At 71.6% G+C, this 22,119-nt stretch carries 14 protein-coding genes and 1 pseudogene; 2 read left to right on the plus strand and 13 right to left on the minus strand.

Annotated elements, in window-relative coordinates; translation table 11 throughout:
* Nucleotides 1–93 precede the first annotated feature (93 nt).
* The 9 genes from IF11_RS0103960 to IF11_RS0104000 form a co-directional block, all read right to left on the minus strand.
* Nucleotides 94–2,700 (minus strand): hypothetical protein, encoded by a 2,607-nt coding sequence (locus tag IF11_RS0103960; protein WP_030349989.1) that lies wholly within the window; start codon nucleotides 2,698–2,700, stop codon nucleotides 94–96.
* Nucleotides 2,697–6,371 (minus strand): tubulin-like doman-containing protein, encoded by a 3,675-nt coding sequence (locus IF11_RS0103965; protein WP_030349990.1) that lies wholly within the window; start codon nucleotides 6,369–6,371, stop codon nucleotides 2,697–2,699. The genes IF11_RS0103960 and IF11_RS0103965 overlap by 4 nt, the downstream gene beginning before the upstream one ends.
* Before the next feature lie 97 nt (nucleotides 6,372–6,468).
* Nucleotides 6,469–8,706: a VWA domain-containing protein gene (locus IF11_RS0103970; protein ID WP_420894626.1), complete on the minus strand. Its 2,238-nt coding sequence runs from the start codon at nucleotides 8,704–8,706 to the stop codon at nucleotides 6,469–6,471.
* A gap of 192 nt (nucleotides 8,707–8,898) precedes the next feature.
* Entirely contained in the window at nucleotides 8,899–9,450 is a 552-nt protein-coding gene (locus IF11_RS0103975) for a Pycsar system effector family protein (protein ID WP_030349992.1), read from the minus strand.
* Nucleotides 9,450–10,532, minus strand: a complete 1,083-nt coding sequence (locus IF11_RS0103980) for a hypothetical protein (protein ID WP_030349993.1) — start codon at nucleotides 10,530–10,532, stop codon at nucleotides 9,450–9,452. Before IF11_RS0103980 ends, IF11_RS0103975 begins: the two co-directional genes overlap by 1 nt.
* Entirely contained in the window at nucleotides 10,525–13,098 is a 2,574-nt protein-coding gene (locus tag IF11_RS0103985) for a hypothetical protein (protein ID WP_078490423.1), read from the minus strand. Before IF11_RS0103985 ends, IF11_RS0103980 begins: the two co-directional genes overlap by 8 nt.
* A gap of 5 nt (nucleotides 13,099–13,103) precedes the next feature.
* Nucleotides 13,104–13,952, minus strand: a complete 849-nt coding sequence (locus tag IF11_RS0103990; protein WP_030349995.1) for a hypothetical protein — start codon at nucleotides 13,950–13,952, stop codon at nucleotides 13,104–13,106.
* Between the two features lie 109 nt (nucleotides 13,953–14,061).
* Complete coding sequence (locus tag IF11_RS0103995) at nucleotides 14,062–14,844, minus strand: Crp/Fnr family transcriptional regulator (RefSeq protein ID WP_030349996.1); 783 nt, start codon at nucleotides 14,842–14,844, stop codon at nucleotides 14,062–14,064.
* Between the two features lie 364 nt (nucleotides 14,845–15,208).
* A complete protein-coding gene (locus IF11_RS0104000) occupies nucleotides 15,209–16,228 on the minus strand; it encodes an LLM class flavin-dependent oxidoreductase (protein WP_030349997.1) in 1,020 nt (339 codons plus the stop codon).
* Nucleotides 16,229–16,433: 205 nt separating this feature from the next.
* Between IF11_RS0104000 and IF11_RS0104005 the strand changes: the two genes are divergently transcribed.
* Nucleotides 16,434–17,321 carry a caspase family protein gene (locus tag IF11_RS0104005; RefSeq protein ID WP_078490424.1) on the plus strand — a complete coding sequence of 296 codons (888 nt, stop codon included), beginning with the start codon at nucleotides 16,434–16,436 and terminating at the stop codon, nucleotides 17,319–17,321.
* On the opposite strand, the gene IF11_RS0104010 is transcribed toward IF11_RS0104005, so the two are convergent.
* The 4 genes and pseudogenes from IF11_RS0104010 to IF11_RS0104025 form a co-directional block, all read right to left on the minus strand.
* Nucleotides 17,309–18,730: an SNIPE associated domain-containing protein gene (locus tag IF11_RS0104010; RefSeq protein ID WP_240627959.1), complete on the minus strand. Its 1,422-nt coding sequence runs from the start codon at nucleotides 18,728–18,730 to the stop codon at nucleotides 17,309–17,311. The genes IF11_RS0104005 and IF11_RS0104010 overlap by 13 nt on opposite strands.
* 494 nt (nucleotides 18,731–19,224) lie before the next feature.
* Nucleotides 19,225–19,548: pseudogene (locus tag IF11_RS0104015) on the minus strand (two-component sensor histidine kinase); the annotation flags it as partial.
* A gap of 165 nt (nucleotides 19,549–19,713) precedes the next feature.
* Nucleotides 19,714–20,391 (minus strand): hypothetical protein, encoded by a 678-nt coding sequence (locus IF11_RS40680; protein WP_133243341.1) that lies wholly within the window; start codon nucleotides 20,389–20,391, stop codon nucleotides 19,714–19,716.
* 270 nt (nucleotides 20,392–20,661) lie between these two features.
* On the minus strand, nucleotides 20,662–20,895 hold the full coding sequence (locus tag IF11_RS0104025; RefSeq protein WP_030350001.1) for a hypothetical protein: 234 nt from the start codon (nucleotides 20,893–20,895) through the stop codon (nucleotides 20,662–20,664).
* Nucleotides 20,896–21,358: 463 nt separating this feature from the next.
* Here IF11_RS0104025 and uppS point away from each other — a divergent pair, with 463 nt between their 5' ends.
* Nucleotides 21,359–22,072: a polyprenyl diphosphate synthase gene (gene uppS / locus IF11_RS0104030; RefSeq protein WP_106979101.1), complete on the plus strand. Its 714-nt coding sequence runs from the start codon at nucleotides 21,359–21,361 to the stop codon at nucleotides 22,070–22,072.
* Nucleotides 22,073–22,119: the final 47 nt, after the last annotated feature.

Consider the following 22,119-nt stretch of genomic DNA (forward strand, 5'->3'; position numbering starts at 1 on the left):
CGTCCTTTCGTCGGTACGGGTGCCCCGGGCCGTGGTGCGTGTGCGCCGGGCCTCGGTACGTGGGTGCCGAGCGGCGTCGGTACGGGGTGCTGGTCACCAGTGCTCGCCGTCCCCTCGTTCGTACGCGTCCACCGCGTCCACCCGGTCGGATCCGTATGCGTCCAACCGGTCGGACTCGGGGCTCTGGCGCGACCGGACGGTGTCCACCACCCCCATCCGCAGCGGGGTGAGCCGGATCAGACCCGCGTACCGCCCCGACGCGGTCCACAGCGCCTCCTCCGGCCGGCCGGAACCGCTCGTACGCCAGGCGTTCTCGACCTCGCCGCGCACGGCCTCCGGGGCGAATCTGATCCAGACCGCCGCCGCCGGGTCGCGGCTGAGCAGGGCGCCCTGCTCGGGTGAGGAGAGTTGCACCACGATCCGCCGGTCGGCCTCCGCGCCGACGAGTTCGGCCACCCGGTGCGGGTCGGTGCCCAGCAGATTCGCCGACGTCGTACGGGTGCGGTGTGCGGCGGCGAACGGGGGCGGGGCCAGCACGCCGTTGCGCTGGAGGTGATGACGTGCCGTCGACAGCAGCTCGCGGACCCGTGCCTCGGTGCGTCCGACGGCGAGCGTGCCGGCCTGGCCGCGTTCGACGGCGCCCCAGTAGGGCGCCATCGCGACCAGCGCCGCGTCCGTCAGATCGCCGGCCAGGGTGGCGACCAGTTCAGGACCGCCCTCGCCGCTCTCGCGGTCCAGCCAGCGCGGAACCCCGGCGGTGCGGTCCGCCGACGGGTCGGCGGGCCGGGCGGTGCTCTTCGTCCCGGCGGGCTCGTCCCAGGAGGGTCCGTCCTCCCAGGCGTACGCGCTCGCCCAGTCGGTGTCCTCGTCGTCGGCCGTGCCGAAGGCGTCCGGCTCCAGGGCCGAGGCGCTGGTCAGCCAGTCGTCCTCGGCGGCCGGCTCGGCGCCGGCCGTATCCGCGACCGTCGGCCGCTCCGGCTCGGGCACCGCCTCGGCGTCCGCGGCGGCGGCCGTCGCCCGCAGCATGCCGGCCACGGACCGGGCCGCGTCGGCGCAGTACAGGCGTTCCTCGGCGGCCCAGTGCTCACGGACCGCCTCGGCCAGCAGACCGTCGAGCCCGTCCAGGGCCCCGCGCAGTACGGCGGTTCCGTGGCCGGCGGCCCAGAAGTCGGCCGCCTCGCCCCAGAGCCGGCGCGTCGTCTCGACCGCGACCCCGAGGCCCACCAGCAGTCCGGCGGTGCCCAGCCAGAGCGGGGGCTCGGCGACATACGCCACCACCACTCCGGCCACCGCGCCGCCGGCCGCCGCGACCCGGGGCCCCATGGCCCAGCGTCCCGGCCGCCCCGCGCCCCGCAGCCGGGCCGTGCCGAGCACCGCCACGGCGATGAACACCAGCGGTACGACGACCGCGAGCGCCGCCAACGGCCCCTGCCACAGCGCCCCGAGCAGCCCCGCCGCGGCCGCCACCGGAGCGACCAACGGACCCGGCACCGGAACGGCGCCCGCCGCCGTGCGCAGGGCCACCGCGTCGGCGGAGTGGTCGGCGAGCTTCGGCAGCAGCGCGGAACCGGGCACCGGCTCCACCCGCCCGGCCAGCCCGGTGAAGCGCCTGGCCACCGCGCGCAGCGCCAGCCCCTGCCCCAGCAGCTTCCCGGCGAACTCCCGCAGGCCCTCGCCGATCCGCTCGCCCACCCCGTCGGCCGACGGCACCCGCAGCCCGAGCGACGCGAGCCGGGCCGCCGCCTCGGCGGCCGACGGCGCGCCACCGGAGCCGCCACTGCGCAGAGCCGTGCCGACGAGGTCCCGGTAGCCGTCGAGCCCCCGGCGCGCCTGGTCGAGGTCCGCCTCGAACGCCTCCCTGCGGGCGCCGCTCAGCAGCCCGGGGAGGGAACGCAGCCCGGCCTGCGCGTCCTCGGCGTCGGCGAGGGCGTCCGCGCAGGCGCGGTACGCGTCGTCCGCGACCCCGCCCGTCACGCGATGCCGCTGGTCATGGCCGCCCCGGCCCGCCACAAGACCCCGCAGTGGCTCCGGCAGATCGACGCCCGACCAGGCCGTCACCGGCAGGTCCGGTACGCCCGCGCCGTCCTCGCCCGCGATGCCGTCCTCGCCCGCGAACCGGGTGAGCGCGTCGCGCCAGGCCCGGTCGCGCACCTCCGGCGGCAGATCCTGCTCCAGCAGCCGCACCCCGGGCGCGGCGACGGCGTCGGGCAGCGATCCGAGATCGTCGAGCACCCGCAGGAAGACGTCCGGCACCGACAGCAGGTCCACCAGGACCGCCAGCGCCTCCGGGTCGTCGGGCGCGGGCTGTTCGAGCGCCGTACGGGCGGAGCGCAGATCGCCCGCCCACAGCAGCGCGATGCCGGAGCCCCGCAGCAGCGCGGGCCGCAGCAGCCGCCGGTCCGGCTGGAAGGCCTCGTCCTCACCGGCGTACGAACCGGGCGCGCTGCCCACCAGCAGGACGAGGATCCGGACCTCGCCGATGGCCCGGTAGGCGGTGATCAGTTCGTACTGCCGCTGATGGTCGGTCAGCCCGGCCGGGGTGTCGACCACCAGGAACAGCGGGTGGTCGGGCTCCGGCAGTCCGGCCAGGCCCAGCTGCCTGGCGACCTTGGCCCGCAGGACGGGGGCGGCGTCGAGCTCCGCCGCCCCGGCGCGCAGATCGAGACGGATGACGGTGGCGATCTCCTCGGACGTGATCACTCCGCATCACCGTCCCAGGGGTTGCGGCGGGAGCCGTCGCGGTCGCCGGTGCTGTCGTCGGTGTCGGGGTCCGGCCCGGAGTACGGCCCGGAGTACGGGCTGCGGGGATCGCCGGGGTCGTCCCAGGGCACCGAGGGCCGGTCGGCGCCGCTGGAACGGCCGTTGACACCGTCCCCGGAGGCGCGCCCGGGCCGGTCGTCGTACGCCTCGCGGTCGCCGTGCGCTTCGCCGGTGCGGCCGTACGTCTCGCGGCTGCCGTGCGCGTCGCGCTCTCCGTACCCGTCACCGCTGCCGTACACCTCGCGGTCGCCGCGCGTCTCACGGGTGCGGCCGTACGCCTCGCCGTCGAAGCCGCCGTCGAAGCCGCCGTCGTTGGCGGACGCGCGCCGCGGACGCTCCCCCGCGCCACCCGTACCCCCGGCCGGATACGTGTCGCCGGAAGCGCGCGGCGCGGTGCCCCAGTCGTCGTCATCGGCCACCGCGCGCCGGGGTTCCGGCAGTTCCTTGCGGACACGCGGCTTCGGCGTCCCGCCGCGTACGTGCTCCAGCAGCGTCCGCAGCGTCGGCTGGATGGCGCGCTGGTCCCCGAACTCCGTGTCCAGCGCGGCCGGCAGCGTCTCCGCCCAGAACTCCCACAGCGGCCGTACCCACCCCTCGACCCGCTCGCCGCCGCGCTCCCGGCGGTCCTCCAGCAGCTCCAGCTGGCGCGGGGCGATCTTCTCGACCAGCTCGACGAAGAGCGGATGCGGATCGCTGCCGCTTCTGGCGAGACCCAGCGGCTGGGTCCCCATCAGCTCGCGGCAGTAGTCCTCGACGGTCCGCTCGTCGTCCAGCACGGTCCAGCGTTCGTACGAGCGCAGCAGCTCCGCCCAGCTCGACACGCCGCCGGGGAAGTCCCCCAGCCGCAGCCGTACACCGGGCACGTTCTCGCCCGTCTCGGGGAACAGCCGCAGCCGTACCCGGCCCGGCGACGCGGAGTCGCCGTCGACCACGTCCACCTGGCCGTTCCACATGCAGCACAGCAGCCGGTGCAGGATGGTGCGGCGGTCGTCCTCGCCGCTCACCATCCAGCTGTCCCGGAAGCCGAGCCGCTGCCGCCACCGCAGCACGTCCTGGGCCTGCTCGGAATCCTTCGCCCTGGCCCACTGCCTGAGCACCTTGCGGGCCTCGGGCACCTGCGTGAGGCTCATCTCGCTGCGGAAGAGGACCACGGTGATCGAGTCGCTCTCCACCCCCCGGTACTCCACGGAGTTCTTGGCGTCGGAGGGCAGCCGCAGCGCCTTGCCGAGGTACTCCTGCACCTCCTCCACGGCCTGCACGCGCGGGTACGTGACGAGGGCCCGCAGCGGTCCGGTGCCCTCCGGGGTGAAGCCGACCGGCAGCAGCCCGGTCAGCTTGCGGCCGAACAGGTCCAGCGCCTCCTTGCTGACCTGGTCGGTGGCGTCCGCGTCACCCGCGGCGGCGGCCAGCAGGGTGCTCATGGACGGCAGCAGCGGGCGCTCCTCCAGCTGTTCGCCGCTCTCCGCGAACAGCCGCGTGATCCGGCCCTCCAACTGCGCCTTGACCACCGCCACCGCGCTGTCCGGGCTGCGGCGGCTGAGCGAGTGGACCCGGCGCCAGGTGTCCCCGTCGATCATCTTCAGCAGGAGCGTGGCCTCGTCGTCGTTCTCGCGCAGCCCCTCCCGGTGGATCATCCGGGTGACCAGGTCCTCGTAGAAGTGGTTGAGGGTGCGCTGCGGCGGCAGCAGATACGAGATGCCGGTGCGGTCCTCGTACAGTTCGAGGCCCTTCTGCGCGGACACCTTGCGTTCCAGGTCGGAGTGTTTGCGGAAGGAGTTCACCAGCCGCCCGAGGTCGGTGCCCGCCACGTCCGCCTGGGGCTGCCAGCGCTGCTGCTGTTCCCGCCACGCCTCGTGCCATACGGTCCGGCTGCGCCACTGGTACCAGGTGTCCTGGTCGCGGAGGGCCGCCTGTACCTCGTCGTCGCCCCAGCGTGCCGGGGACATGCCGGCGAGACGGCCCTTGATCCGCGGGCTCTTGGGCGGCTGTTCGGTCACCCCCGGCGGGCGCTGCGGGGCGGTGGCGCGGCTGTTGAGCATGCCCAGGAAGCCGAGCCGGGCGATCGGTTCCTCGCTGCCGGGGACGCCCCTGACGACGCGTTCGGCCAGGAAGGGGTCCACGCTCTGGAGGAGCTTGTCGATGGCGGGGCGGGGGGCGAACCGGTCGGCCATCGAGGCGGCCTGACGGTCGGCGATGGACTGGAGGTCGGAGAGCAGCCGCTGCATGTCCGCGACCCGCTCGCCCAGCGCCTGCTCGATGGCCTTGCTGCCGCGCGGCAGCGGATCGGGCTCCGGCACGGTCAACTGCTTGCGTTCCCACAGCTCTTCGAGGTACGAGTCGGTGAAGAGCTGACGGATCAGCGGCACCGCCTGCTCCCGGAGCGCGGCGCGGGGCCGCTCCACGAGATCGGTGACCGCCTCCCGCAGCAGCCGGCCGGCCACCAGATCGGCCAGCTGGTCCATCGGCGCGGTCATGGAGGCGACGAGGCTGGTGGAGACGCCCTGCCGGCCGATGCCGGTGGGGGACAGCGCGCTGCGGTGCACGCCCCGGTTGATGAAGCTCGCGGCGAACGTCTGGAAGTCGTCGTCGGCCGCCGTCGACCGGCCCCGGGAGCGGCCGTCGCCCAGCTCGGTGCCGATCAGCGACATCACCAGGGAGACGATGGAGCGGCGCAGATCGTCCTGGCGGATGCCCGCGGTCGGGCTGAACAGGAACGCCGTGGGCAGAATGCCCGTCCGCAGCCGGATCGGTGTCGTGCCCGGGTAGCGGATGCCGAGTCCGGACTCATGGTCCAGATCGCCGATCTCCGCGCCCTCCGTCGGTGCGTTCTGCCCGTCCACCAGCCGGAAGAGATCGACCAGCGCGCGGGCCGCGTTCAGCTCCGCCTCCCGCCCGCCGCCGGCGGCCGAGGAGAACGAGGACGGCATCACGACCAGCGGGTAGATCTTCACCCCGTCGAAACGGCGCAGCTGGAACGCGTAGTTGATCAGATGCAGATAGTCCAGGAAGATCCCGGCGCCGGTGCCGCCGGCCACCGAGAAGGCGACGAACACATCGCAGCCGTTGACCTTGCCGCCGCCGAGCTCGCTCAGCTCACCGGCCGACCTGGCGATCGCGTCGATCGCCTGGAGCAGCGGTTCGAGGACCGGCGCGAGGCTGTGCCTGAGCGTGGCGAACAGGGCGGCGCGCCCGACGGTGGGCAGCTGGCCCGCGCCGTTGTGCAGCGGCGTGACCTTCGGCTCGTCGATACGCGGCGGCAGCCAGTCGGCGACCTCGTCGCGCAGGCTCGCCCGCAGCATCTTGGTCACCTCCGGTGAACTGTCGAAGTTCGGCAGCAGGTTGTGGGTGGCCCGGGAGGTACGGGCGTACGCGGCCCGCAGCGACGGGTCCACGTTGAACTGCGGCAGCCGCTGGAGGTCGGACTCGCTGTAGTCCGCGTACACGAACTGGAGGCAGTCGGGCAGCTGGTAGGGGGCGTGGCCGCTCAGATGGCTGAGCGCGACACCGTCAGGACCGCACAGTTCGGCGCGCAGTTTGCGTTCCAGCTCGGCGCCGACCAGGCCACCGGTTCCGCCCAGGCCGACGAAGAGCATCGGCTGGAAGATCTTCATGGGGTTTCCTCCCGCTCGCGGCCGTACCTGCGGCCGGTCCGTCCTCGATACGTCTGTGGATTCCTCGCGGCGTTACGGCCGCGACGCGGTGCCCGTGTCACAGGTACGACTCGTAGGTGCCCGAACTCCCGCCCTCACCGGTCGCGGGGGTGGTGGTGGGCGTGGTGGTCCGCGACCGCGAGGGCCGCGGCCGGCGGGGCCTGGGGGTACGGGTCTCCTCGCCGAGCGCGAGGCTCAGCGTGTCGGTCAGCGGGACCTGGCCGTTGGCGGGCAGCCGGGTCCGGCCGCCGCCGCGCGTGCGCAGCACCGCGCCGCCTTCCGGGCTGCGCTGGACGGCGTACGGGCCGTGGCTGCGCCGCTCGATGCGCGGGCTGCGGTGGGGTTCGACGACGGCGAACTCGTACCACTGCTTGTGTCCGTGTCCTGCCGGGTGCTCGCCGAGGATGTCGCCCCCCTCGGAGACCAGCCGCAGCACCAGGCCGAACGGGTCCCTGCGGGTGCGGCGCTGGCGCAGCCAGGCGAGGGCCGCCACGACGACGAGCGCGGCCACGACGACGGCGGAGAGGAACGCCCACCAGTACTTCTCCCAGATTCCGGGCTCCGGCGTCACGTGTACGGAGAGCGGGGAGCGCACCAGCGTCCGGTCGTCGTCGGTGGTGTCGACGACCGTGACGGTGCCGCCGAGCCGGAGCCCGCCGTCGCCGAGGCGGTCGCCGAAGACGTCTTCGGGGGCGACCTCGACCGTCACCTTCCGGGTCACCGACTCGCCCGGCTTCACCTCGATCTCGGCCGGGGTGACCGAGAGCAGCCCGTCCTGGAGGTCGGCGACGGACAGCCGCAGGGTGTGCGGGGTGTCGCTGGTGTTGTGGACGGCCAGGGTGCCGGTGACCGAGGAGCCGGGGTGGGTGGTCGCGGCGGGCAGGGTGAGCGCGGTGGTGACGGGCAGCACGCCGGGCGCGATCTGGCCGGCCTCGCTGCGGGTGTCGGCGCTCAGCCCCGAGGCCGTGAGCGTGCCGCTCACCTTCAGCGCGCCGTCCGCGCTCTCCGGGATCTCCACGGAACCGGTGAAGGAGCCGTCGCTTCCCTTGGGGTCGGTCCCCTTTCCGTCGTCGGTGAGGCGCAGCTCCAGCGGGGCGAAGCCGTCCCCGGTCAGCTCACCGCGGACCCGCAGCCCCTCGTAGTCGCGCGGGTCCTTGATCTCGTACCCCTCGCGGGTCTGCAACCGCATGGTCACCGTGGTCTTCTCGCCGGCCTGCGGTGACGGCGGGTCCATGGTGATGGAGCCGCGCAGCTCGCCCTGCCACAGCACGCTGACGCCGACGGGCAGGGAGCGGTGCCCCTCGGGCGCCTCGGCCTTCACCTTCCAGATGCCGGGCACGGGATCGACGATCTTCAGCGCCTCGACCGTGCCGCCCCCGCCCGCCAGTTCGAACCGGGAGTCGCGGTACGTCCCGGAGGTGGGCACCTCGTGGCCGCTCGGGTCGAGATAGGTGACCGTCACCTCGGGGTCGCCCTTGTCGACCACGATGCTGCCGACGGTCGCCAGCGGCGAGATCCCGATCTCCAGGGTGGCGGGCGGCCGGTTGCTGGGTCCCCGCTGGTAGCGCAGGCAGTGGGCGGCGGCGAAGATCTTCTCCAGCGTCGGCCCGACGTCCTTCGCGCCGGAGACCTTGCTCGCCTTCGGACGCGCGGAGGGCAGCTCGACGCAGCCCTTCTGGTAGCCGCCGGCGGCGATCCGGTCGAGCTGCTCCTTGTCCGGGGCGGGCCCGAATCCGAGCGGCCAGATCTGAACCTGCTGCTCGGCCGCGTTCTTCAGCTCCAGCTCCAGCTGGCGTTCGCCCTCGGCCTCGCGGTGCGCGGGATCGCCGTACTTGGGGCTGCCGGTGACGTCCATCTTCCCGTCGGTGAGCAGGAACAGCACGCGCGGCACCGACGGGTCGGTGCCGGTGCTGAGGTCGTGCACGCCCTGACGTATCGCGCTCGGGAAGTCGGTGCCTGTGCCCTCGCTCTTCTTACGGCTGCGCAGCTTGCCGACGCACGCGCCGACCGACTCGCGGCCCGCCGCGTCCAGCGTGGTGCGCGGGCACACGGGGTCCACCGCGCGCTGGTCACCGGACTCGGCGGCGGCGAAACCGAAGACCGTGACGTTCGAGGACGAGGAGACGTCACCCAGCGCGATCCGGGCGGCGGCGGCCTTCTCGGCCTTCATGTCCTCGGGCGCGAGACTGGCGGACTCGTCCACGGCGACCGCGTAGTTGACGGAGGTGAAGGCCGGCTCGGACGCCGCCGCCGGCACCGGCCGGGGACCGGCGGGTGCCAGCAGGGACACGAGCACCGCTGCGCCGCCCAGCGCGGAGACCGCGCCGCGGCGCGCCCAGCCCTTCCTTGTCCGCTCTCTTCCCCTGAGTGTTCCCACGGCCGTCCCCTTATTTCGTCTCTGCGTGGTCTGCGCGGTGTGCGTGTAGTGGCGTGGTGTGCCGGGTGTGCCGGGTGTGCCTGGTGTGCGTGTGGTGCCGGGCGGCGCGGGTCAGCGCGCGGTCAGACTCCAGATCAGTGCGAGCGCCGCCGCGGGGGCCAGCGCGCTCACTCCCCAGCGGATGGCGCGGTACTTGGCGGACAGGATCGAGCTGACGTCCACGGCCTGTATGAGCAGCCACCCGGCCGGGTCACGCCCGGCCTCGGTGACCTCGGCGGACAGCCGCGCGAAGTCGTGCGGGGCCAGCAGATCGCCGAAGTACGTCACCCCGTCCTGGGCGCGGATCGTGCCCGTACGCGGCATGAGCGCCCGGACCAGCGCGGTCACCGCGATCGCCCAGAGCACGCCCGCGACGACCAGCGTGGCGTCGGCCGCCCCGTGCCAGTCGGGCGCGCCGTGCCGGCTGATCAGGAACGCGGGCAGCGCCAGTGCTCCGGAGAGCAGTACGGCGGCCTTCGAGTCGGCCCGGCCGAGGTCCTCCCTGACCGTGCTCAGCAACCGTTCCGCGATACGTTCCCCCGCCCGGTCGTTCCCGTGCAGACCCCCGTCCGGCACGGGCCCGACCGGGTCGGAGGAAGCGCGTGCGCCGCTGTCGGCGGTCATCAGTCCTCCTCCGCCCAGGACCATCCGTCGTCCCGGCCGCGGCTCCGGCGGCGCGGCGGCTCCGGTACGGCGTCCTCGTCCTCCGGCGGGTAGGGCCCGCGCCCGGCCCGGGAAGGCGGTGCGTCCTCCACCCAGTCCGGGGTGAACGGCTCGGCCGCGGGCGGCTCCAGCCGCGGGGTCTCGCGGCGGGCGGGCAGGGAGCCGATGGGTCCCTGGACGCGGTGGCGGCCCCGGTTGAGCAGCTCCAGCGCCTGTGACTCCACGTCGTTGGACTGGATCTGGCCGCTGGCGACCATGTCGAAGAGCCGGTCGACGCGCTCCTTCTCGTCCTGCCTGCCCTCCTGGCGGATCTTCTCCAGGAAGTCCTTGGCCGCCTGGGGTTCGGCCGCCAGCATGTAGCTGAGCTGGTCCAGCTCCCCGCCCTGGAGCATGGCGCGGAACCTGCTCTGGTGCACCCGCGTCACCTCGGCCGAGGCGTGCGCGTCCCGGATGTCGTCCATGTGGTGGATCGTTCTGTCGTCCACCCGCAGCCGTACGTACAGCCGTACCCGCAGGCCGAACTCGGCGCCCAGGTCGTCCCAGCGCCCGCCGGCGCAGTTGCGGGTGATGACGCGGTCGGCCTGTTCGGCCTGGGCCACCGGGAACTCCGAGGAGACCTCGCGCAGCCGCTCCAGCGTCGGGGCGGTGAGCCGCTGCGCGACATCGGTCACCACCTCGGTGGCGACCAGATGGGGATCGGTCACCGTCCAGTGGATGTCCACCTCGGCCTTGAAGAAGGTGGTGCCGCCCGCGGCGGGCAGCTCCATCTGGAGCGTCGTCACGAACGTGCCGAGCGCGATCTCGCAGATGGTGCGCGGCCGGGCCAGCGCCGGCTTGTCGTAGTGCTGGATACCGGAGACGGTGGCCACGCTGTAGCCGCCGTTCCGGTAGAACAGCACCGAGGCGGTACGGGCGCCCGCCTGCCGGAACGGTCCCGTCGGCGCGTACTCCCGCAGGAACGGGCCCGCGGGTCCCGAGCCGTCGGCCGCGCTCCGGTCAGCCGCCGCACCCCGGTCCGGCGCCACGCCCTCGTCCTCAGCCATGCCTCTCCTCCTCGCCCGTCCGGTCCGGCGACGGGACGGCGAGCCACCACAAGGAGCGCGCCTGCGCGTCGGGGAGCGGATTCTCCGGATCGTTCATCATTCGGCGCAGCAGCCAGTCCAGCCGCCGCCGGTCGTGCTCCTCGGCCGCCAGCGCGGGCAGCAGCGCCGCCAGCCCCGGCCGGGCCCACTCGGTGCCGTCCTTGCGCACGGCCGCGCGCAGCAGGGTCTCCAGCGCGTCCATGGCCACGTCCTTCGACCGCGGGGTGTTCAGCGCCGTCCACAGCAAGTCGGCCATCGGGCGGACGAGTTCGGGGCGGGTGGCGGCGAGGGCGAGCGGCAGCGGCCAGTCGCCGCGGTCGCCCAGCGGGGAGCCGGGCTCGGCGGCCGGTACCTCGTCCACCCCGGTCACCGCCAGCCGGACGGTGGTCACCAGACCGAGGTCCTGGTACGCCTCGCGCCGGTGGTGGGTCCAGTCGGCCATCCGCCGCAGCACCTTCGCGACGTCCGGCAGCGCCAGCAGCCGTACGGCATTGAACGAGGCGACCGCCAGCTGGTCCCCGTCGTCACGGACCCCGATCCGGGCCAGGGCGTCCAGCGCGTCGTCGGTCGTCGCCGCGGCGTTTCCGTAACCGAGCGCCATCGCCGCCGTCCAGCGCAGCGACTTCGACCCGTACCTGCTCCAGTCGTCGACCAGCTTCCACACCGCTTTACGGTGCGAGGCATGGCCGGCCGCCTGGTCCATCGTGGTGGCCGCGAAGATCCGCCGACGGGGGGTGGCCGCCTCGGCGAGCGGCCGGATCAGCTCCGCGTAGCTGTGGTCGAAGTCCCGTACGCACAGCTCCCCGGCGGCCACCGCGGCGCGCATCCACACATGGGGGCGCGGGTCGTCCGACAGCAGCCGCAGCCAGCGCACGACCGGCGCGCGTACGGGGAAGTGCCGGTCCCAGAGCTCGGCCAGCACCGCGGCGGGCAGGGCCGAGCCCCGGTACCAGATCAGCCGGGCGTCCACCTCGGCACCGGCCACCTCGACCCGGCCGTCGGTCAGTTCGGCGCGCGAGAGCGCCAGATCGGATTCCGGGTCGTCGCAGAACAGCGGGCGGGCCGGGGTGTTGTCCGGATCGCTCTGTACGGACAGTTCCCAGGTGAGCAGATGGGCGGCGGCGGCCACGGCGCTGTGCGGGGCCCCGCCGAGTACGGCGAGCGCGATACGGAACGCCACGGGGTGGAACAGCGCCGCCGTGCCCGGCCGTCCCGTGCCCGGCCGTCCCGTGTCCCCGTCCGTGGCGGGCGGGAGCGCGGCCAGTGCGCGGTCCACCCCGGCGAACCACTCCTGGGCCTGGCCGGCGGCGAGGCTCCGGCAGCCGGACAGCAACTCGTCGTAGGAGAGGTCTCCCAGCAGATGCCCGGCCAGCAGCGAGGCGAGCAACTCGGCCTCGGCGGGGCGCAGATCCTTCAGCCCGACCGCGTCGCGGACCTCCTCGCGCTGCGCCAGCTCCTCGGCGGCGGTGAGCAGGTCTTCCGGGCGGGGGTCGTCGTCCGGGCGGGGGCCGTCGTCCGGGGCTCCGGCGGCGTGGTCCGCCGGCCCCTCCCGGCGTTCCTCCAGCTTCTCCCGCAGCCGGGTGGTGAGGAGTTCCTGGGTGGGCGCGGGCGGGCAGATCATTCCGTACCGCCCGGTGAGCAGCGGGTTCGCCGCCGACCCGAGCGTCACGACGATCACCGCGAAGGCCTTGCACCCGTCCAGGGCCGCGGCCAGCCCGTCCAGGTCCATGGCGTCCGGCGGCAGCGAACCGGGCTTGGTGAGGGCGAGTTCCAGCAGATACCCGGTGCCGTGCCGGTCCTCCGCGCCCTCGCCGCCCAATAAGTCGGCCAGCCGCCGCACGCCACCGTCCGGACCGACCCGCGACACCCTGGGGCCCGACCCGGGCTCCGTGCGCGCGCCGGCCGTGACCTCGTCGAGGAGGGAGAGCGCGGTGCTCGTACGTCCGGTGCCGGGCGCGGCGCCGAGGACGAGTAATCGGCGGGCGGTGAGCGCGTTGCGCAGCCGTACGTACCCCTGCGGTTCGACATGGACCCGGCGCAGGGCGCGCAGTTCGTCCTCGGGCACGGGGCCGCTGCGCATCCCCGCACCGGACGGGCGGGAGTCCAGCCGCAGATGGATATCGCCGATATGGGCACTCTGGATGAAGGAACGGTCGAAGCTGTTCAGATCCCGGCCGGTGTCGAACAGCATCCGGGTGGAGTGGCGGGCCCGTGAGGCGGCGGCCAGATCGGTGGGTCCGTCGTCGCCCTGCTCCTCGGCGAGCGGATCGCGGGTGTGCTCCTTGAACCGCCCGGTGACGCGCTCCCGTTCCCGCTCGCGCTCTTCCTTCTCCCGCTCTTCCTTGTCCCTCTCCGCGGCCTCGCTGCCGGCGGAGCCGCCGTCACCGTCGGCGCGGCCCTCTTCTCCGCGGGGCCTGTCGTCCTTGGGCCTGTCGTCCTTGGGCCGGTCGTCCCTGGCTCTGGCCTGGTCGTCGGGCTGGGGTGCGCGTTCGGGGGCTCCGGCCGGCCGCTGTTCGTCGTCGGACATGTGGCTCAGCCCTTCCGCTGCTCGGTGATCCGTCCGATGTGCACGGGCTGCTGGTAGACGTTGTCGGAGTGCTGGGACATGTCGCCGTGGACGGTGTAGTGGGCGCGGGGGGTATCCGTCTCCGAGGCGGGCGGCGTATCCGAGGCGGATGGCGTCTCCGAGGCGGGCGGCGTATCCGAGACGGATGGTGTATCCGAGACGGGCGGCGGACCATCGGCGGGCGCTGCCTCCGCCGCCGTCGGCGGATCACCGGCCGGGATCACCGGAGCGGGCCGCCCGGGAAGGTGGAACCAGGCGTTGACATCGCCTTCCTTGATCTTTAGGCGGGCCAAGGCGTAGTGCGCGGGCTCGATGAACTTGCCGCCGCTGCTGACCACGTCCTCGTACAGCGCGTCCGAGACCACCAGCACGAGATCGGCGCGCTCGGCGTCCAACAGCCGCCGGGCGACGGGGGAGTCGGCGAGGCGGCACGCGAGATCGACCGCGCGCCCGCTGATGCCCCGGTCGTCGTGCCGGACCGGGCCGACATGCATGCCCACCCGCAGCCCCAGCGGTACGCGCAGGGCGCGGTTCTCGTCCCGCAGATTCTCGTGCACCTCGACCAGCCACAGCCCGAGCAGCCGCGTCACCGCGATCCGGCCGGCCACCGCCAGCAGCACACCGTCGCCGCGGTCCTCCATATGAACGGCGTCGCGCGCCACTTTGGCGTGGGTGAACGCCGCCTCCAGAACCCGGTAGATCCGGGCCCGCATACGTGGCTTGTCCACGTCGTCGTACTCCCCGGAGCGCCGCGCGTCGACGCTGATCACCAACTCGTAGCGCGCCTCGGCGACATCCATCGCGTCGTGGTCCACCCCGTGCCCCCTGTCCTGTTCGCTTGCCGTCCCCCCTCAGCTTCGCGCCCGGGACGAAGGCCGTCTGTAGCCGTTTACACACACCGGCCCGGACCTCCGCCCCCGTTCTCTACTCCGGTCTCTCCTCGTGATGACCGTCGGCGAGGAGGGCGAGCAGAGCGGGGTCGAGGATCTCCACTCTTCGGTTGCCCGTGCGCACGATCTGCTGGCTACGCAGCAGCCGCAGGGCTTTGGCCACGGCTTCCCGGGTGGCCCCGACGGTGGCGGCCAGCTCGTCCTGGGCCAGATGTACGACGGTGCCCGCGGGCGCGGTCCCCGTGACGGAGGGGCTCGTTACGGACGGGGGCGCCGCGGAGGGGGGCGGTACGGAGGAGGTCGGTACGGTGGGCGCGTACGGGCCGGAAGGTTCGGCCCGCGACAGCTCGGTGAGCCGGCTGGCCAGGCGCTGCAGAACCGTGAGAGAGGCGAGCGCCGACCGCTCCTGGTCGGCGCTGCGGAGCCGGAAGGTGAGCTGGCGTATCACCAGACCGCTGACCCGTGGGTGCAGCGCGAGAAAGCGGCGGAACGCGTCCCCCGCGATGACCTGGGCCTCGATGGGGCCGAGCGCGCGCACGGTGGCGCTGCGGGGATGGCTGTCCAGCGCGGCCATCTCACCGAGCAGTTCACCGGGGCCGCGCAGCCCCAGAATCAGCCGGGTGGCTCCCCGGTCCGTCGCCACGGAAACGGTCACCCAGCCCTGAAGTATGATCACGACGTGAGTGGACCGGTCGCCCTCCGTCAGGAGATGGGCGTCGGCCGCGTAGCGCTTCCGGTTCCCGAGAGCCATCACGCTCTCGTTCTCCCGGTCGGTCAGAGCACGCGCGAACGCCAACTCATCGCCGAGCAGCCCCATGGCCACTCCCCCCACGGCAGTCAGGACGCTGTTTTTCGTTGGCGTTGATGGTCCCAGAGTGACGTACTGGTTGGAGCGAAACGCGCCACCTTGCCCATACTGGCCGGTAATTACCGAACTGCCAGCTAGACCACCCAAGCGCCCCGAGCCCCGGTCACCCCGCCACCCCCCGCACCACCCCGCCCACTCCGCCTGCCCCGCCCTCGGATCCCACCGACGACCCGAAGGTCAGGTCCCCCCACACGAGCGAACCGGGCGCGCCGACGGGACAAACGGGCAGCGAAAGCAGACTTGGCGGAAACTCGGGTTTCGTCCAGCCGAGGACGGACGCGTGTGCGGCGTCCGCCGCGGTCCGGGACCGGGATCAGGCGGCCGGCTGCCAGCCGAGGGCCGGGCCGAGCTTGGTGGCCATGTCGGTGAGGATCTGTACGTAGTCCTCGTGGTCGAAGGTGAACGGCAGCGCGAACGCGACCTCGTCGACCTCCCGGAACGCGGCGTGGGCGTAGAGCTGTTCGGCGAGTTCGGCGGAGCTGCCGACGAGATCGGGCGCGAACATCAGGCGGGCCGGCCCCTGTGGCGTGGCGGTACGCGGCAGCCGCTGCCGGGCGTACTCCTCGTACTTCGCGCGCTGCTCCGGCGAGGCGCTGTCGGTGGGGATGACGACGAGCCCCTGGGACACGCGGGCGCGATCGCCGTCGGGGTGGTGGGCGCGGAAGGCGCGGATGTGCGAGAGCTGGATCTCGGCGAAGTCCTCGGACTCCTCCGCCTTCACGACGCTGCTGGTCAGGAAGTTCATACCCTGCTCACCCGCCCAGCGCGCCGACCGCAGACTGGCCCCGCCGTACCACATACGGCCCGCCAGGCCGGCGGCGTGCGGCTGGACGCGGTCGGAGAACGTTTCGACGCCCTCCGTACCCCTGAAGTCCGTGGCCGGCTCCCCACGCAGGAACGCCAGCAGCCGCCGCACCCGCTCGTAACTGAAGTCCTCGGCATCGGCGGTATCGGGATAGAGCGCCTGCTTCACCCGCTCGTACCGCATCGGCGGGCCGACGCTGATCCCCGGATGGAGACGCCCTCCGGACAGGATGTCGACGGTCGCCAGATCCTCGGCCAGTCGCAGCGGATTCTCCCAGCCCAGCGGGATGACGGCGGTGCCCAACTGGATACGGCTGGTGCGCTGGGAAGCCGCCGCCAGCACGGCGACGGGCGAGGAGATGCCGTACTGCAGATGCCGATGCCGCAGCCACGCACTGTCGAACCCCAGCCGCTCACCCAGCTCGATCACCGCGAGCGTCGACTCGTGCCCCCGCCCCGGATCGGCCTCGTCGAACAGCCCGATGGTCAGAAACCCCAGCTTCCGCAACGGCTCGGAGGTCGTCGGCACAGGATCCCCCCTCGTCCACGGCACACTGTGCCGTACAACAGCGTCCCCCCGATTGTCGCAGGGCCGTAACAGATGCCCAGCATGGGTATCGCTTGACTACGTAATGCCAATGCACCTCACCAATGTTCCGCTCGCCGAGTGCGATGGGCGGTCGTCTCGCTACAGTCTTCGCAGGCTCGGTGACACTTAGCAGTGGGGCGGTTGAGTGAGTCGGCGATTCTTCATAGCGCTGGGGAGCGGTCGGTACCGTCATCTCTCCGAGGCCGAGCAACTGCGGTCCGTGCCCAACGACGTTCGCGCGACCACGGAGCTCTTCGCAGCCTTCGGGTACGAGTCGGCGCTGCCAGGGCTCGGCGAGTACGACGGGGCCGAGCAGATCCGCCGGAAGCTGGCTCACTGGTCGGAAGACGCCGCCTTGACCGGGGACGACGTGGTCGTTGTGTACTTCGCGGGCCATGGCTCCGTGGAGGAGCGCGACCGCCACTATCTGTTCTGTTGGGATTCACGAGACGGGGATCTTGTGACGACGGCACTGGCCACCGAGGATTTGGTGCGCATCCTGTGCCGGGGCGACCTGCGGCATCTTCTGCTGATTCTCGACACCTGCGCGGGTGGCGCGGGCGGAGCCGAAGCGTCGGTGGTCGCGCTGCGGACGATCGCGTACCGCAACGCGCACGCCGACTCAACAGGCCTGTGGTTCCTCGCCTCCGCCCGTCGCAAGGACATCGCTGAGGACGGCGCGTTCGTGGCCGCCCTCGGTGAGGCGGTGGAGACGACGACAGGGCGTACCGGCCGACGACAGCAGTACCTCGACCTTATCGAATTGGTGAAGGCGGTCAACGAACGCTTCGAGGGGGACGGACGCGGTCAGCGAGCCGAGTTGGCCAGCGGACTCGTCACAGGGCTGGCTCCCTTCCTGCCGAATGTCGGATACGAGGAAGAACTACCGCCCATAGGCACCGATCTCGAAGTGCAGCGCCGGGTGGCCGCGCGGGACCTCACCGAACACTTCGGACCACGCTCGCGCGGTGTGGAGTTCGAGTCGGAGCAGGGCCTGTCCGTGGCGCTGACCATGTACCGTCAGGCGCTTTGAGCGGCTGTGCTGGCTCGCCACTCCAGTGCCTGCGGCACTTCGCTGAACTCGACCACATGCTCGCCCACGTAGCGTTCCAATGTGTCACGTACCTCGCCGGGCGTCACGTAGAAGAACTCCTTCCTGCTGTTGACGCGGTTGACGCGACGGGACGCGAACTCCTGGTGCAGGCGTGTCTCCAAGCCGACCGCGTCCTTGCTGAAGATGAGGGCGTGCACGTCGAAGCGGAAGGGGACTGCCGCTCCGCTCAGCTCGTAGACGCGCTCCAACGGCTCAAGTCGCCGCGTCATTCCGATCTTTACGATGCGGTCTCCGAACGCTCCTACGTTGGAGATGACGTAGACATATCCGGTCCTCACGTTGGCGGCTCGGGCCTCCACATCGTTCAGTGCGCTCTCGATGTCTGCGAGCTTCGCCTCCATTTCTCTCACCGCTGCGTGGTCCCCGCGCTCTCGCAGGCGCTCAAGCGCGGACTGGTAGTGGCCCATCTCCTTCTGCAGCTTCTCCCGCTCACGGTCCAGTTCCTTTTGAGCGGCTGCTTCTTCCCGGTCGCGGGCCCGGGCCTCGCGCTGTGCTTCCTTCTCCTCTTCCTTCTTCTGCAGGAAGTCGGCCGTCAGCTCCAGTTCCCGGACGCGGGCGCTGTGGTAGGCGTCCGAGATGCGGATGTGCATGGTGGCGCCCAGCCTGGCGACGGTCTCCCGACTCTTGTAGAGGCGGTCCACCAGCGAGGTCAGACGGTGCGGGCGCATACTTCGCACCGCGTAGTCGGCTTCGGCGTTGTAGGCGCGGAGCATGAGTTTGGAGAAGTCGCGCACCATTTTGCGCCCTTCCCGCACCGAACCATTGACTGTCCAGTCCGTGGCCGCCAGGACAGCCCGGTCATTGCGGGCAAGATCCTTGATCTCGGTGCGCAGTGAGTCCAGGGTGCTGCGGTAGGCGATGGCGTCCTGCAGCGGATGGCGATAGGCGTAGATGCCGACCTGCTGGAGCATCGCCGTCTCATCGGTGGTCACGATCTGCGCGCGCAACTCGGTCAGATGAGTCTCTGCATGGAAGGCCTCACTGCGGTGCCGGTCGGCCTCCTTGCGGACGCGCTCGGTCTCCTGCGCTGTTCGGCGGGCGTCTGCCTTGATCTCTTTGACGACGTCGCGGGCTTCACGGAGGATCTCCTCCGCCTCTTCCGATGCCTGTACGCGCAGATCTTCCGCCTCATCGCGGGTTCGCTGCATCAACCGGGCCACTTCCAATGCGTCGGCTCCTTGCGTGGTGGAGATCCACTCGCGCAACTGCTCGACCTCGGCCTGTCCGTCCCGCCTAAAGCGCCCGAGCATCCCACCCCGCCGGGCAGGAGGTACGAGACCGGTCACTGCCGCGTCGGAGGGCGAATGCTGGGCGGCGCCCGGCGCCATTCCGCTCGATGCGCCTTGAGGCACGGATATGGAGTCCACCGGCACCCACAACTGCCAACCGTCAGGCGGCGCCGGCCAGGACGGCTCAGGCTCCCACCCGGGCGGCGGCACCCACCCCTCCGGCGGAGTCGGCCAGCCGGGCGGCGGATTGAATCGGTATTGGTTCATTACGTACCCCCAAGCGCCCGCGCCCGGACGCACCCAACGTGTGCGGTATTCCTCCCGGCCGACGCCGCAGAGAAAGCGCTGACGCTACAGGCTGTAGGTGGCCGAGCACACCCCGAAGGGGAAGTCTTTCGCCCGGGGATGTCCGCGCCCGAGACCGGCCCGCCCGCTGAGACCGGCTGTCAAGGTCGGTCCGAGTGCACCCGGGCGATTAAGGCTGGGGTGCAGTAGGCACGGGCGGGACTTCTGGACGGTGGTGCAGGTCGGGGAACGAGGCCGGGACCGGGACCACGGAGCAGCCGGGGTCCTGGCGCTCTGGCGGGCATCGGTCAGGTTGGTGTTGCGGGTGTTTGGCGGGGTAGTTCCAGCGTGGCGACGGCTCCGCCGGGGGTGTTGGCGTTCGTCAGGGTGAGGTGGGCGCCGATGACTTGGGCCTGGCCGATGGTGAGGCCGAGTCCGAGGCCGGGGCCGTGGTCGCGTACGACGATGGTCGTGCCGTCGACCATGACTTCGACCGGCGCAGCGCCGTGGCGGTGGGCGTTGAGGATCAGGTTGGTGACGATGCGGTCGAGGCGGCGGGGGTCGGTCTCGGCGACCGGTTGGCCCGTCACCGTGATGTCCGTCTCCAGGCCCGTGCGCCGTACGGATGGGGACGACGGCGAGCGTGGCGAGGGCCGCGTATCTGATGTGCCGGTCCAAGGCCTGGAGACTGCGCAGCTCGCTGCCCACGTCCACGCTGACGGCCAGCACGGTGCCGTCGACGCGGCCCGCCGCCCAGATGCGCGGCCCCTGGAGCGGCTTCCTGGTGTCGTACCAGGTCACGGGCCAGGCCCGGGCCCGGGCCTGGGCTCGGAGTCGAGCAGGCGCATCAGTTCGTCCGGCCGGGGTCGCGGCGGCGGCCTGCAGGGCGCGCCGCCCTGCCCCGGCTGCCCTCGTTGTCGCCGGAGAGCCCCATCAAGCCGCCGCCCCCGGCCGAGGCGATCACGGCGGTCGAAGTCCACACCGCCCCAGCAGCACGCGTCCGGACACCACCCGAGTCGGCGGGTCTGCTCGTCGACCGGCGGCAGGGCGGCGAGATCGTCGTCATCCAGCAGGCTCTCCGGGGTCGGACCGATCAGGCGCGCGCGATGCACGGGAGCCCCGCCGACGGCGGCTCTCCAAGCCACCGTGGCCGCATCAGCCCACCAGGAGACAAATTCGTGAGTGGCATCCCGTTGCCGTTTCGCCGCCTTGTTCGCCAGGTCCAGACGGATCGAGACCAGCACCGTCCGGGGGTCATACATAGAACCGAGCCCTTTGCTGCGTTGCTCAATGAGAGAGTCGCTATGTTCGTGCAGTTTCTCCCTGCGCTCCTGTTGAGCCTCATGCTCCCGGAGCAGGACGTCGCCGGCCTCAGCCATGGCCGACAGAATCTTGTCAACTTCCTCAGCATGTACGGTCGCTGAAGGTATGGCCGATGCCCGAATTGAGCCGGAGGAGGCCAGGCGATCGCTCATGACGCACTCCTGTGCGGAGATGGAGGAGACGGGGTCGGATGTCCTTGCGGGTACGCTCTGCTGGAGTGGACCGTAGTTCTCCTGCGGTGGAGTTCGCTCCGGAATGACGGAACTCCACATGTCCGAGTGGCCCCGGCGGCATGCGGGCCAGTTTGGTACTGCAGCCGTACACGGCCTGCCTGAGATCGAACGCCCTGGGGATCTCGGTACGCATCGCCTTGACCTCCGGCGCCTCCGCACCGTTCCACCCTCCGCGATGGCGCGATGTCGTCAGCCGACACTCATTCCGTGGTCGGGCCATTGTGACACCTCCTCATACAGTGCATTGATCTTGCGTGACGCCTTGAGGAATGCGTAGTCGATTTCGCCATCAACAGGTAGGGACCTGCGACTCTTCGTGTCCATCAGGAGCCGACGAGGCGGATCGTTCGTATCGAAGCCAAAGATGTACTCGACGGAATCAATCGATTCGGCAACCTTGCGAAAATAAACCAGCGAAGCCATTGCCAATCTCCTTCCAAATATTCCGTCGTTGCGCTGGCGGCGGGCGTCCTTGAGGATCTCGTGCGTCCATCCTTGTACGGGGCGATCGCTTCGCGTGCTGTTGCCTTTTACGGTGACCTCTTCCGCTCCGCCGACCACCGTGGACTCGGCGGGTCTCCCCAAGACACGGTGACGCCGGCGACCGGCTCGGTGTGCGTACCCCATCCCAGGTCAAAGCTCCGCCACGAGGTCAGCGAAATCAGACATACGTACTACGGGTGAATGTGCGGAGAGTGCGATACGCCCGGGCTGAGATACCGGCACTCTGCTGGGGGTCGATCTCAGCGGCGCTCGCGGCGGGGGGACTGTGTGGTGACAGCCGGGGGGAGCACATGTGACGGCTGAAGGAGACCGCGGCACTGCTGCCGCGTCGTCGGCCCGTACGCCGGCACGTGGCCCGGTCGCCGAGGGCGGGCAGAGGAGCGTGCCGCGGCACGTCGCCTGCGTCATGGACGGGAACGGCCGGTGGGCCGCGCAGCGGTCGTTGCCGCGTACGTCGGGTCATCGGGCTGCCGAGGCGACGGTGATCGACGTCATCGAGGCGGCGCGGACGGCGGGGGTGGAGTGGCTGAGCCTGTACGCGTTCTCCACCGAGAACTGGCAACGCCCGGGCAGCGAGGTCGACTTCCTCATGCGACTGGTGCGCCGCGTCGTACGCAAACACGCCCCGCTGCTGCACGCGCGCGGCATCCGCTGCCGTTTCCTCGGCGTGGCGGACCCGAGGATTCCCTCACCACTGGCCCGGGACTTCGCCGATCTGATGACGCTGACCGGCATGAACCGAGGCATGACGCTGACCGTGGCGTTCGATCACGGCGGACGCAGGGACATCGTCGAGGCGGCACGGTCCCTCATCCGCAGCGGGGTGGCGGCCGATGCCGTCGACGAGCGGCACTTCGCCGCGCATCTGCCCTTTCCCGACACACCCGATGTGGATCTCGTCATCCGGACCTCCGGCGAACAGCGCATCTCCAACTTCATGCTCTGGCACGTGGCCTACGCCGAAATGATCTTCCCGTCGGTGCTCTGGCCCGACTTCCGCGCGCCGCACTTCCTGGAGTGCCTGCACACCTACCAGCAACGCGATCGCCGCTTCGGCGGCGTGACGCCGAAGGCGAACGGAGAACCACACTCGTGACGGACACAGGCAGCAGCCGCCCCCGGCGCACCCGTTCCGAAGCCACC

It is taken from the genome of Streptomyces scopuliridis RB72 (assembly GCF_000718095.1).
GTDB classification, from domain to species: Bacteria; Actinomycetota; Actinomycetes; order Streptomycetales; family Streptomycetaceae; genus Streptomyces; species Streptomyces scopuliridis.

What these genes read in the sequence shown, in the direction of transcription:
- IF11_RS0103975 (WP_030349992.1), bottom strand. Translation starts at nt 9,450, where the DNA reads ATGACCGCCGACAGCGGCGCACGCGCTTCCTCCGACCCGGTCGGGCCC.
- IF11_RS0103980 (WP_030349993.1), bottom strand. Translation starts at nt 10,532, where the DNA reads ATGGCTGAGGACGAGGGCGTGGCGCCGGACCGGGGTGCGGCGGCTGAC.
- IF11_RS0103995 (WP_030349996.1), bottom strand. Translation starts at nt 14,844, where the DNA reads ATGGGGCTGCTCGGCGATGAGTTGGCGTTCGCGCGTGCTCTGACCGAC.
- IF11_RS0104025 (WP_030350001.1), bottom strand. Translation starts at nt 20,895, where the DNA reads ATGGCTTCGCTGGTTTATTTTCGCAAGGTTGCCGAATCGATTGATTCC.
- IF11_RS0104010 (WP_240627959.1), bottom strand. Translation starts at nt 18,730, where the DNA reads ATGGCGCCGGGCGCCGCCCAGCATTCGCCCTCCGACGCGGCAGTGACC.
- IF11_RS40680 (WP_133243341.1), bottom strand. Translation starts at nt 20,391, where the DNA reads ATGAGCGATCGCCTGGCCTCCTCCGGCTCAATTCGGGCATCGGCCATA.
- IF11_RS0103985 (WP_078490423.1), bottom strand. Translation starts at nt 13,098, where the DNA reads ATGTCCGACGACGAACAGCGGCCGGCCGGAGCCCCCGAACGCGCACCC.
- IF11_RS0103965 (WP_030349990.1), bottom strand. Translation starts at nt 6,371, where the DNA reads ATGAAGATCTTCCAGCCGATGCTCTTCGTCGGCCTGGGCGGAACCGGT.